We start from the raw sequence: 12,007 nt of genomic DNA, 5'->3' as shown, positions 1-12,007 counted from the left end.
AATCCAATAATATCCATTTTAATGACAGAAATTCTAGCATACTAGAATTTCATGAAGCCACCGATTCAAGGACTCTCATTAGTCTCCTTGAAATGACAGAAATTTCAGCATGCTGAAACTTGATTTATACGCCGATTCCAAGCTCACGTTAATCGCGTGAAACTGACAGAAATTCTGTCAGTAAATTTAGCGCAACTTATCAGCTAAAAGCTCTACCAATTCGTCTTCTGACAGATACTTTTCTGGTAAATCAAAGCCATTTTTTCGCAGGTCTTTCATTAAATTTGAAGCGAAGGGAACATCTAGTCCAATTTCAACCATGTCCTCACTCGTTGCAAAGAGTTCAGACGGTGCCGCTTCCTTAATTATTTCTCCTGCTCTCATCACTAAAATTCGGTCAGAACTTGCTGCTTCATCAAGATCATGAGTAATAGATAAAACGGTCAGTTGATATTTCTCTTTAATTTCATGAATCACGCGCATAATCTCTTGACGCCCGGTTGGATCAAGCATTGAGGTTGATTCATCAAGAATAATGATTTCAGGTCGTAAAGCAATAATTCCAGCCACAGCTACCCTTTGCTTCTGTCCACCAGAAAGTCTCGCGGGTTCGCGAGTTTTGAAATCAAGCATATTGACCGCGGCCAAAGCCTCATCAACACGTTTAATCATCTCTTCCCGTGGAATTCCTTGATTTTCCATACCAAAAGCGACATCATCTTCAACCGTTGCCCCAACAAATTGGTTATCCGGATTTTGAAAAACCATCCCAATTTTTCGACGAAGATTCCAGACATTTTCAGCAGTCAAAAGTTCTCCATCAATTTTGACTTTTCCTTCAAATTCTTCAAAAAGACCGTCAATCAGCCGAGCTGTTGTCGATTTACCAGATCCATTTTGGCCAATAATAGAAACCCATTCTCCTTTTGTAATTGAAAAGGAAACCCCATTAAGCTGATTTACATCGCTTTCTTTTTCATATTTAAAAACTAAATTTTCTACTTCGAGAATTTTATTCATAGCCCTTATTATACCAAATTTTAGACACTTTTAAGCATTTAGTTTTATATTTCTACTAAAAATGACATTTTTTCTTGCCAAAACAAAACATTCATTACCATTGCTAAATAAGTAAAGTTTTTGTTATAATTGAACTCGTATAAATAAAGAGCATTCACCTCTTGAATATAATTATGGAGAAGTGTCCGAGTGGCCGAAGGAGCACGCCTGGAAAGTGTGTATACGTCACAAGCGTATCGGGGGTTCGAATCCCCTCTTCTCCTTAAAAATAATATTAAAAAAGCTTTCTGTCTTAAGATTAACAGAAAGCTTTTCTATTTTTTGAATCATTTTTATAAAAGTTACATTATCTTGTATCACTTTTATTTTATGCGAAAGTTTTGGGTGTGTTTTTATCATTTTCTTATCTCAATTACTTCTCTACTTAATTTAAGAATAAATGAAAAAGCCTATTAAATTAGGCCTTTTCTTCATCTTATTAAAGTAAGAACTCAATATGTCCTCTTATTATGGTGGAGTTATTACTCCCTCCCCCTCAATAATATAAGTTACTACTACTTCTTGTTTATCAACAATACCACTAATATTATTGGGAGTGTCATGTGAATACCAGTACTCAATACCAGAAAGTGAGCCATCAGGATCTGGTGACATAAGATAGTCTACGTCATTTCCCTTATCATCCTTGATATGAAATATAACTTGTTTAGGCAATGAATATTTTTCTCCTATTTTTGCTGGAAGAGATAGATCACTAACTGTTTGTTTTTGGTTGTAGGTTTGTCCATTGAAATCAAGTAGGGTAGAGTAGTGTTGTAAATTAGGGTATTGTGAAACAAATTCTCCATTTTTCAAAGTTGTAAAATCAGGAATAACAAAAGGATTACCTGACTTGTCCACAAATTTAACGGTAATCGTTGCATTTTGAACGACTTTTTTATAAATATACTTCACCTTTTGAGGAATAAGTGTAAATTTGCCATTCGCATTACTTGGAGTAGTCGATAAAGCATAACCAGCAATTGATTCAGGAGATGTTGTATATGTTGAACCAATAATTCCTGTTAAAGTTTTAGATGGCGCGACTTCTTTATCTGCTTCGTCCACGAATTGAACCGTAACTGTTCCGTTTTTATTAACTTTTTTATAGATGTACTTAACCGTTTGAGGAGTAAGTGTAAATTTGCCATTTGCATTATTTGGAGTAGTCAATAAATTATAACCAGTAATTGATTCAGAAGATGTTGTATATGTTGAACCAATAATTCCTGTCAAAGTTTTAGATGGCGCGACTTCTTTATCTGCTTCGTCCACGAATTGAACCATGACCGTTCCGTTTCCATTTGGTTTTGAATGATCGGAATAATTGTGAAGGTAGCCAATATATTCGTAACCTGATATTGAAGGGACATTTCCTGAATACTCACTACCAAGTAGATATTCAGTAGTTACATTATTTGGAAAACTTCCTAAAGTCTCTGCAGATACATTTTTTAAAAACCCTAAGCTTCCTACAGTAATAATCATAAGAATAATCTGCTTAGTTCTTTTCCATCTATAAAGTGAAAAGCCAGTTATCACTATAATAAGTAATCCTAAAACATAAAGTAATAAACTTGATTGCTCTCCTGTTTGTGGAAGGAGTCCCGCATTATTAGAAGAAACTAGACTAGTACTATTATTCATCGGAAGGACATTGGATGAAGAAGGGAATATAGTACTCTTATTCTCAATCTTTTTATAAACTAAAGAGAATATTTCTTTGTCATGCTTAATCAAGCTATTAGGTTTTCCCTTGATTATTCCACGTTGTTCAGTAGGATTAAGCGATGAGTAATCAATATATTCAGTACTTACAGTTGCATTACTAATTTCAGCTGCATGACCTTTGCTGCAAAATGAAAGCAATGTTGTAAAAGCAACGAAAAGCATTAGTAAGTTTCCCAATAAATTTTTTTATTTTTCATATGTAGCTTCTCCCTAACTTACTTAAGTATAATCCAAGTGGAATAAAATTACAATACATGTATCCATATTGTTACATTGTCACATCCAATCTAATATCCTATTTACTTTGACAATTTTTATTCGGTAACATTTACAAAATTTTTTAATACCGTATTTAAGCAATTGTAAGCTGACATCTCTTTCTTCTCTTTTTATTTATTGTCTCTCTTTTATTAATTGCTGAAGAGCGTTCAATTTAGTAGCTCACTTTTTACCCAATTCGTAAAATTTATATGATACTCTGCCTATAGAACTAATTTAATCAACAATCTTCTTTCGCATCTTTTTTAAATAGTAAGAAAACGACCGATTGCAAGACTAATTTTCGTACTAAGACAGTACTTTTAAAGAGATTTATTTCAAATGACATATAGACAATAACCTCGCAAGCTTTATAAATAAAAGACTTCTTCGTTTGACAAAAATAAACAAGTAACAATATTTTATTTTTAATAAAAAACACAACGAAAATTAGTCTTGAATTATTTTTGAACTTAAGTTATCCTAAAGGAGTCTTAGAGCCTTTTCAAATCAAAAGTTTTGTTAAGCTCATTAATCATATGACTATCAAGATAAATAAACTAAAATGGGAGGATTAAATGAAGTTTATAGATAAAAATAATTCCCTGATAGCAATATTAAAAATAATACTTGGCTTACTATTTATTATTAGCTTTTTTACTCTAAATAAACCTGTTCTTTCAGATACTATAAAGTTCGACTATCAAAATGATAACTTGGGTACCTACATTAGCAATGGGATAAGTAGTGGTAATACTCATAATTATGCTTATGGAAATGTCAACGGAGTCCCTTTCGATCAAGAAGGCTTTGTAAATTATAGTGATAAAGCCTATCTCAAAAAAACAGTCAAAGAAAATAATGCTAAGCAAGGACTATTTGATGTCACGCTTGATATTAAAGGAAACCAAATTAACCACCCTATTGACATTGTATTCGTCATTGATTTTTCATCGTCTATGACTGGAGAAAAACTTAATAATACACTCAAAGGGCTAGAAAAATTTGGTTCAGAACTAAAAACTTCTTTACAAAATGGGAATATCCGGGTAGGAATTGTAGCCTATAATAGAAATGTTTATTCTACTGGAAAATTAACAAATGATATTTCTGAATTAGAATATTTTTTAAAAAATACTGCAGAGAGTCACTCTGGTACCTTCATTCAAAAAGGGCTAATAGAAGGGCAGAAACTTTTAGAAAATAATCAGAGACCTGATGCTGAACCGATGTTAATTCACATAGGTGATGGCAGTGCTAATCGTAGCTATCTTCCCGTACCCGGAGCAACAAACTACTTAAATAATGGTGAAATTATTGATTACAATAATTATCACACTGAAACCTACAATAAAGATTTCCAAACTGATTCTGAGCTATATCATACCAGCGATAAACTTATTGCTGGTGATACAAATGGTACTGTAGTGGATAAAAAAATAATCAACGATGAAACATTAGGTAGCGTTATTCAAATCAAAGAAAGTGGGATTAATTGTTACTCTATTGGCGTTTCCCCTTCTCTAAGAGGAGAATATATTGCAAGAAATATCGCTTCTACTTCAAAAAATTATTTTACAATTGATGAAAATTTGAGTGGCTTAGGTGAAGCATTGTCAAGTATCGCAGATAAAATTGATAAGACTATCTCGAATGGGAGCATTAAAGACCCTATGGGGGATAAAATTCTGTTACAAGGAAGTGGGAATTTTACCCCCTCTAATTATCAACTTCAAGGATGGCGCAAAGAATCTGATGGAATATGGTCTCCAGATAACGATTTAAACGAAAATGTTCAAGTAACCGAAGAGAACCAGACCATCACGGTTTCTCATATCGTATTAGGGGAAAATGAGCGTTTAACATTGACTTATCAAATACGCTTGAACACTGAAACAACTGATTTTAAGGGTGAAAATTGGTATCTCTGTAATGGGGTAACTACACTGGATCCAGATAATACGGAAGAACTTTTACAATTTCCTGTCCCCTCTATCAAAGCCCCTAAATTTTCTTTAACCGTTGAAAAGCATTGGGAAAATATAAATAATGATTCAACACCCAGTTCTATTGACTTTGTAGTCATTCGTCATAACATTACTTCTAACTCTTGGGATAAAAGTGACAATATAATTCTTAGTAAAAAAGAGGGTTATAAGCAAAGTTATAGCTCATTACCTGTAAATAAATCTCAGAGTGACCTACCACTTTATAATAACAATGGGGATAATTTTATTTACGAAGTAAATGAAATCAATGTTCCTGATGAATTTGAAAGTACAGTAACGAAACTTGAAAATCATTTTCTTATCACTAACAGACTAAAAACTAACCCTACTAACCCCAGCTCCTCTGCCTTGCCCTCTCAATCACTTCCGGTTGCTCCTAAAAAGTGATTAAAAATTCCAGTCAAACTCAAGACACACACGCTGAGAATTTACCAGAAACAGGTGATCAGTCAGCCCAATCGATTTTGATAGGTGCAGGACTCTTCATTCTAGGAGGAAGTCTCTATTTTTTTAAAGGACATTAATTGTTCATTTTAATAATCTATAATATAAGGAGAATAAAATGTGTACATCTTTGACTTATTCCTCTCAAAATGGAAGTCATTTTTTAGCCAGAACAATGGATTTTGCAATCAATCTTCAAGCTAGGCCTACTTTTATTCCACGCCACTATCATTTTAATTTAGCGTTCGACCCAAGCGGATTTAAAACAAAGTATAGTTTCATTGGTTCTTCACGCTTTGTTGAGAACTATATCTTGTCTGATGGATTTAATGAACTGGGTTTTGGAATCGCAGCGCTTTATTTTGAAACAAAAGCAAAGTATTCTGAAAAACCAGAACCTTCCAAAATCAATTTTGAATCCAGCGAACTTGTAGCCTGGGCATTAGGAAATATTACTTCTGTGAACGACTTCAAAGAAAAACTATCTACCATTAATTTCGTACATTCGAAAAATAAGTTTTTACAAGTTAATGTCCCACTACATTGGATTATATCAGACAAGTCGGGTAAAACTTCCGTATTAGAAGTTACTGATTCCGGCTACCATTTATACGATAATGAGGTAGGAATAATGACGAACTCTCCTGATTTTAACTGGCATTTAGACAATCTTTCTCATTATAATCATCTTCAACCTAGCGAAACAGAATCCAAAATTTATGGAAATTATGTTGCTAAGCTTGATGGGCCAGGATTTGGTGCTTTCGGACTACCAGGTGATTTTACTTCTACTTCTCGTTTTATTCGAACAGCCTTTATCAAAAGTTATGTTGAACCTGCAATAAATACTTATGAAGGAATTATGAATATTAACCGTATCCTAGACTCTGTCAATATTCCAAAGGGGATAAAAATAAATTCCCAAGGATTATCTGATTACACTCAGTACATTGCAATCATGGATTTGACAAATAATAAGTACTACTTTAAAACTTATGATAGTTTATCTTTCATGGAGTTTTCTTTATCTAAAGAACTCACCGAACAAAAAAATGTCATTAATTTTTAGTTATGTGCTGCATTTATAAAGTTATTTTATTTCTTATTTTCTCACTTGAAAGTAAGAAATTTTATTTTTAATTTTAAAATAAGTCAGTTGTAAGCAATATTTTCATATGTTACAATGAAGCAAAATAAGTACTTTAATCAAAAAAGAGATGGTACAAAATAAAGGAACATGATGAATAACTATATGGAATACCTTTTTAGCAAGGATACCTATCAGCAACTGTTAATATTAAAAGCATTATTTAACAATTCTGAGGGTATGGATATTGAAAATTTAACTACAATCATTAATGTAGATAGAAGAACCATCTATAATCATCTAAATTTTATTAATAAAATTTGTGAAAAATACCACCACTCTGGAAACATTATTGTTTCAAAAAAATGGAAATATTATTTTTCTGGAAACAAAATAGATTACTATAATTTAAGAAGTTACCTATTAGAACCTGAATCTCTATTAAAACTTTCTGAATTATTCTTGAATAATCCGGCGGTTAATTTCACTAATTTTTGTCGAGAAAATTTTATAGGTGAGAGTACACTTAAGAAAAAAATTAGTAAAGTAAATTTGTTATTAAAAAGTACTGGTTTAAAAATAGTCATTAGAAAAAACTTTATATCTATCCTAGGCGAAGAAAGAATTATTCGTTATTGTCTGATTAGTCTACTGTGGCGTGTCTATCGCGGAACTAGATGGCCTTTTAAACTCCTTGAAGAAAAAACGATAGATTCACTCGTTTCTTCCATTGTATTGGATGGAAGAAAAATTAGTTATGGTAAACGAAAACAGCTATCTTTTTATTTAGCTGTCTACCTTTCTAGAGTTAAGACAAATCATTTGATTTTGGAAGAACACCTCCCTAATTATTCAACACAATTAATTCTTAAAAATAACTATTTATCAAAATTATCAGATACCATTAAAAAATTCTTTGAGATTCCAGATAAAGAGGTAGCCTTCATTCTTCTGACCTTTTATACATTTCCTGAAAGTTATAATTACTTTCAAGATACCGCTAGTACACTTGTCCTCTTAAAAAACTTCTCAGAACAAAGTTACAATAGTTTAATTAAGTTTGTAAACTATATTGAATTAAAGCACCCTAAATGGGATAAAAATGCTCCTTCTAGTTCCCTTTTTTGGTCAGTATTAATTTCCGGAAGAATATTTGTTGATATTTTTGGTGATATTTACTTTAATTCTTCCGCTGTGCGTATATTTAAACACGCAAATACTGAATCTCCACATTTACTTCCTTCCATTAAAAAAGAAATTCAAACTATCGAGCCTAATTTATCTAAAAATACTTTAAAATCATTAACTTTGAGATATGCCCAAGCCTACATTTTAGAATTTTCACCACAAGATTTTGAACCCGAAATCAAGATACTTTTATTGACAGATGTTGCCTTATACATTGATATGATAACTCAGGAAAGAATTGAGAATCTTTTACATGATAAGTATAATTACACTTTAGAGCGGAACTTTGCTATAGGAAAGCCCGATTTAATACTCTCTACAGGTTTGATTGAAGATAAATATAAAAGGTCTAAAGTAATCTATATAAATTCCGAAGTCAATAAAAAAGATGTCGAAAATATTTTTAAATCCTGTAAAGAAATCTTACTATCCAAGAAAAAAAACGAAATTAAGGATTCTCCCAACATAAAAAGGTTGTAATTCCTAAAATTCCAAATTCTTTATTTAGCGAAGGAGTTATATAAAAAGTACTTATTAAACCAAAAGATTCATCTTAAATAGAGCTTTGTTAAATAACAACCGTTTTTTCATATGTTTATCGATAAATAAAAAAGCAGTAAAATAATTACTGCTTTTTTATTTATTAGTTTATTCAGGAAATCTTGCAAGAGTAATTTCATTTTCTAATTCTTCTTCAATTCGTAAAAATTGATTATATTTTTCAACACGTTCACTTCGAGCCATTGAACCTGTTTTTATTTGGCCGGCATGCATGGCTACAGCAAAATCGGCAATGTAGCTATCAACTGTTTCACCTGAACGGTGAGAAATCATTGTCTTATAGCCTGCTTTTCTCGCTAAACGAATGGCTTCAATCGCTTCTGTTACTGTTCCGATTTGATTAAGTTTAATTAAAATAGCATTTGCTACACCTTTTTTAATTCCTTCTTTGAAAATTTCAGGATTTGTCACAAAAATATCATCACCTACTAATTGAATTTTTTGACCTTGTACTTTCGTTTGAGCTGCAAATCCCTCCCAGTCATGTTCAGAAAATCCATCTTCAATAGAAATAAGTGCTGGATATTTTTCAACTAAATTTTCATAGTAAGTTAATAGTTCTTTAGAAGTCAATTTTTGCCCTTCAAAACGATAAACTTTTTCTTTATCATCATAAAATTCACTTGAAGCTGGGTCAATGGCAATCGCAATTTCTTCACCAGGGACATATCCTGCACTTTCAATTGCTTGATAAAGTGTAGCAATTGCATTCTCTGTAGAGCCAAGTTTAGGAGCAAAGCCACCTTCATCACCTACGGCTGTTTCTAGCCCTTTGTCAGCTAAAATTTTCTTCAGGGTATGATAGATATTTGCGATTTTTTCTAAACCACCGCGGAAGCTGTCCCGTTTGACTGGTGTAATCAAAAATTCTTGAACATCAATTCCTGAATCGGCATGTACTCCACCATTAATGACATTGAAAAATGGTTGCGGAAGTTCCAAATCAACACCACCAAGATAGCGATAGAGTGGAATTTTTTCACTATTCGCTGCTGCACGAGAAAGAGCCATTGAAACGCCTAAAATCGCATTGGCCCCTAAACGTGATTTATTTTTTGTCCCATCAAGCTCAATCATCAGATGATCTAATTTTGCTTGATTAAATGGTGATTGTCCCTTTAAAGCTTTATAAATTTCGCCATTGACATTCGCAACAGCGTTAGAAACCCCTTTCCCTTGAAGGCGGGTTCCGCCATCTCTCAATTCAACTGCTTCACGGTCTCCAGTTGATGCTCCTGAAGGTACTGCTGCACGTCCTAGTGTTCCATCTGTTAATCTAACATCTACCTCAACGGTTGGATTTCCTCTAGAATCAAAAATTTCTCTTGCGTGGATGTTTTCGATTGTGACTGTTGTCATAATAATCTCCTTTTCTTTGCCCTTAATGCTGTTGTAAGTCAAAGAAAAAATGGCAGACTACAACACAAAAAGGTTTGTATTGTAGGCGCCATTAGATTCAAGCTATTTCTTGAAATGGTTTCGGGTGTGCACCATACCCATCTGTTATTAATTTACCACTTTATTTTTATATGGTCAACTTTTTAGATTTGTATTTTTAATAAATTAGACTAAACGAGTTGAATTAAGTATGAGCAGAGCCATTACTATGCCCCGGTGTTCCTCCAAGACCTTGTGCTTCACTGATAGTCATATAAGTATAGTTACCAGGATTAGCTACCGAACTATAATATTTTTTACTATTTGAACGATAAAAACAATAGCCAGATTGAGCTACGCCCCATCCAGATGTATTAGTGCTATAATTACCACCTGATACTTCAGAATTGGATTGAGCACTTTCCTTTTCTTGAGAAGCTGCAGCTTGAGTGGCAGCTTTTTCCTCTGCTATTCTTTTTTGCTCATCATCTCTTTTTTTCTTATCTGCCATTTCTTTGGCAGATTCATTATTAATCTGAACCTTACTCGTATTTTCAATAAGATTTTGTGCAGCTTTATCTAGGTCATCAAGTGTTTGAGCTTTATTAACTAAATCCAGACTGTCTTGAATTAGTACTTTATCACTAGATGAGATGTATGAATCATTCAGTAAACTTTGAGCACTTTTTATTGTTGAACTAAGTTTTTCCTTCTGATCATCTACTTCTTTTTTTATTTGAATATTAGATTTTGCAGTTTCTAAAGCAGTATTTATCTCAGAAATCTTATCTTTAATATCTGATGCTTTTCTAGCTATTTTTATTTCTAGAACTAATTTGTCTAATTTACTTTTATCTTGTGTTGATAAATTTTTATCTTTTAGAGTTGTTGCGACTGCTTTTAGTTGCTCTTCTCTTTGATTGTGAACCGAGATGAGTGCTAGTAAATTCTCAGATTCTTTTTTATAAGAACTCAAGGATTGATAATTATTTGCCTTTTTCTCTAATTTATCAATATCTGCTTTGTCTTCTAATAAAATATTCTCATCATTTTTAAGTTCAGCAGATTGGGACAAAATCTTATTGACGACTTTTTGCTCTGATTTTGCAATTGAGATGAGACGGTTGAGTCTTTTTGTTTCGGCTTTTATGCTTGCGTTATTTTTGCTCTTATTAATTTCACGAGTATCTTTTTGTTCATCTTTAACTTTTCTTTGCGTTGCTTTCGATACATAGTCTAAGGATAAATTTGAAAGTTGATCATTAGAGTTTTCTAGTTCGATTCTAGACTCTTTTAATTCAACTTGATTACTATGGACGGTCAATGCACCCGTACTTACAACAAACAAAATAAGTGTAACAATCAGAAGCGCTTTATTACTAATTTTGGAAATATAATTTGTGGCATTCTTTCTTCCACTTAATCCATAATAAATAGCGAATCCTATGAGCCCTAAAAAAATAATTAATCCGAAGATACTATTAACAGTTTTCGCAATCACAAACAAAAATAATGCGGCTAGTACAAATCCAACGACTCTCAAAACTGGGCTCAAATTCTCTTTAAACTTTTCCATAATTCTCCTTTTAATAAAAAACTTTTCTCTTTCATTTTATAAAGTTATCCTTCATTTTTCAACCTTTTTCTAATAATAAAATTATTTTTTTATTTTATTAATATTTTTTTAACATAATCTTTTTTTAAAATGTTAATTTCAAATTGTGCTATAATACTATAAATCATCTTCTGTTTGTGAAGAAAAGACAATTAGTTAGGAATGATATGAAAACAGTTCTTATTCTATGTGAAGTTAAATATTGGCATGATTTTAGAGAAGGTTTGGCTAAAATTGGTGTTGCTTTTCTTGGTTTTGATAAGAAAAAGCCTAATCGATTTGAGATTGAACAGCTTGTTGCCAAAGCTGATTTCGTCGTTATGAGAAACCGTAATGTGGCTCATCATTCAGTTCAATTTGCTAAAGATGCTTGTAAAGCAACCGATACACCCTTTTGGATTAGTAGTAATTTTGGTTTAGAAACCATTATCAAGCAACTTTCTCAAACTTTTCCAGATGAATCTTTTGAAAGCACCGAACAAAATAAGAAAAGCAAAAGGAAAAATGAAAATAGAGTTCTGCAAAAGCAAAATTCTTTAGCCGAAAGTGCCCAAAGCAAAGAAAGTCAAAATTATTTAAAAGGAAAAAAGAAACATCTCCCTCTAAAATCGGCGCTAAAAGATTTCAAAATTACTGACGACGAACCAGATTTTACAAAATTATTTAAAAAATAAGCAC

General features: G+C 32.3%; 9 protein-coding genes and 1 tRNA gene. 6 read left to right on the top strand and 4 right to left on the bottom strand.

Features of this window, described 5'->3' with window-relative positions; all coding sequences use genetic code 11:
* Positions 1-186: 186 nt before the first annotated feature.
* Positions 187-1,020, bottom strand: coding sequence for an energy-coupling factor ABC transporter ATP-binding protein (locus QJV49_RS08810; protein ID WP_225512302.1), 834 nt, complete (start codon positions 1,018-1,020; stop codon positions 187-189).
* Positions 1,021-1,195: 175 nt separating this feature from the next.
* Here QJV49_RS08810 and QJV49_RS08805 point away from each other — a divergent pair.
* Positions 1,196-1,283 (top strand) — tRNA-Ser (locus QJV49_RS08805).
* Between the two features lie 244 nt (positions 1,284-1,527).
* Here QJV49_RS08805 and QJV49_RS08800 read toward each other — a convergent pair.
* The gene (locus tag QJV49_RS08800; protein ID WP_281449130.1) at positions 1,528-2,967 is read right to left on the bottom strand and encodes a MucBP domain-containing protein; all 1,440 of its coding nucleotides are present in this window, start codon (positions 2,965-2,967) and stop codon (positions 1,528-1,530) included.
* A 659-nt stretch (positions 2,968-3,626) separates the two neighbouring features.
* On the opposite strand from QJV49_RS08800, the gene QJV49_RS08795 reads away from it, so the two are divergent.
* The 4 genes from QJV49_RS08795 (at position 3,627) to QJV49_RS08785 (ending at position 8,256) form a co-directional block, all read left to right on the top strand.
* Positions 3,627-5,444: a VWA domain-containing protein gene (locus tag QJV49_RS08795; RefSeq protein ID WP_225512300.1), complete on the top strand. Its 1,818-nt coding sequence runs from the start codon at positions 3,627-3,629 to the stop codon at positions 5,442-5,444.
* Positions 5,441-5,581 (top strand): LPXTG cell wall anchor domain-containing protein, encoded by a 141-nt coding sequence (locus QJV49_RS13240; protein WP_225512299.1) that lies wholly within the window; start codon positions 5,441-5,443, stop codon positions 5,579-5,581. The genes QJV49_RS08795 and QJV49_RS13240 overlap by 4 nt, the downstream gene beginning before the upstream one ends.
* A gap of 38 nt (positions 5,582-5,619) precedes the next feature.
* Positions 5,620-6,570: a choloylglycine hydrolase family protein gene (locus QJV49_RS08790; protein WP_225512298.1), complete on the top strand. Its 951-nt coding sequence runs from the start codon at positions 5,620-5,622 to the stop codon at positions 6,568-6,570.
* Positions 6,571-6,741: 171 nt separating this feature from the next.
* Positions 6,742-8,256, top strand: coding sequence for a helix-turn-helix domain-containing protein (locus QJV49_RS08785; protein WP_225512297.1), 1,515 nt, complete (start codon positions 6,742-6,744; stop codon positions 8,254-8,256).
* A gap of 168 nt (positions 8,257-8,424) precedes the next feature.
* On the opposite strand, the gene eno is transcribed toward QJV49_RS08785, so the two are convergent.
* Positions 8,425-9,696 (bottom strand): phosphopyruvate hydratase, encoded by a 1,272-nt coding sequence (gene eno / locus QJV49_RS08780; protein WP_225512296.1) that lies wholly within the window; start codon positions 9,694-9,696, stop codon positions 8,425-8,427.
* Between the two features lie 223 nt (positions 9,697-9,919).
* Positions 9,920-11,290 (bottom strand): hypothetical protein, encoded by a 1,371-nt coding sequence (locus QJV49_RS08775; protein ID WP_225512295.1) that lies wholly within the window; start codon positions 11,288-11,290, stop codon positions 9,920-9,922.
* 206 nt (positions 11,291-11,496) lie between these two features.
* Here QJV49_RS08775 and QJV49_RS08770 point away from each other — a divergent pair, with 206 nt between their 5' ends.
* A complete protein-coding gene (locus QJV49_RS08770; RefSeq protein WP_225512294.1) occupies positions 11,497-12,003 on the top strand; it encodes a DUF2325 domain-containing protein in 507 nt (168 codons plus the stop codon).
* The last annotated feature ends 4 nt before the right edge of the window (positions 12,004-12,007 follow it).

Source organism: Lactococcus sp. NH2-7C, assembly GCF_029953655.1.
Taxonomy (GTDB): Bacteria; Bacillota; Bacilli; order Lactobacillales; family Streptococcaceae; genus Lactococcus; species Lactococcus lactis.
This window is presented reverse-complemented; position numbering and strand designations above follow the sequence as displayed.

Bases quoted from the DNA above. Each gene is read 5' to 3' on its own strand.
- QJV49_RS08775 (WP_225512295.1), bottom strand. From the start codon at position 11,290: ATGGAAAAGTTTAAAGAGAATTTGAGCCCAGTTTTGAGAGTCGTTGGA.
- QJV49_RS08785 (WP_225512297.1), top strand. From the start codon at position 6,742: ATGAATAACTATATGGAATACCTTTTTAGCAAGGATACCTATCAGCAA.
- eno (WP_225512296.1), bottom strand. From the start codon at position 9,696: ATGACAACAGTCACAATCGAAAACATCCACGCAAGAGAAATTTTTGAT.
- QJV49_RS08810 (WP_225512302.1), bottom strand. From the start codon at position 1,020: ATGAATAAAATTCTCGAAGTAGAAAATTTAGTTTTTAAATATGAAAAA.
- QJV49_RS08790 (WP_225512298.1), top strand. From the start codon at position 5,620: ATGTGTACATCTTTGACTTATTCCTCTCAAAATGGAAGTCATTTTTTA.
- QJV49_RS08770 (WP_225512294.1), top strand. From the start codon at position 11,497: ATGAAAACAGTTCTTATTCTATGTGAAGTTAAATATTGGCATGATTTT.
- QJV49_RS08795 (WP_225512300.1), top strand. From the start codon at position 3,627: ATGAAGTTTATAGATAAAAATAATTCCCTGATAGCAATATTAAAAATA.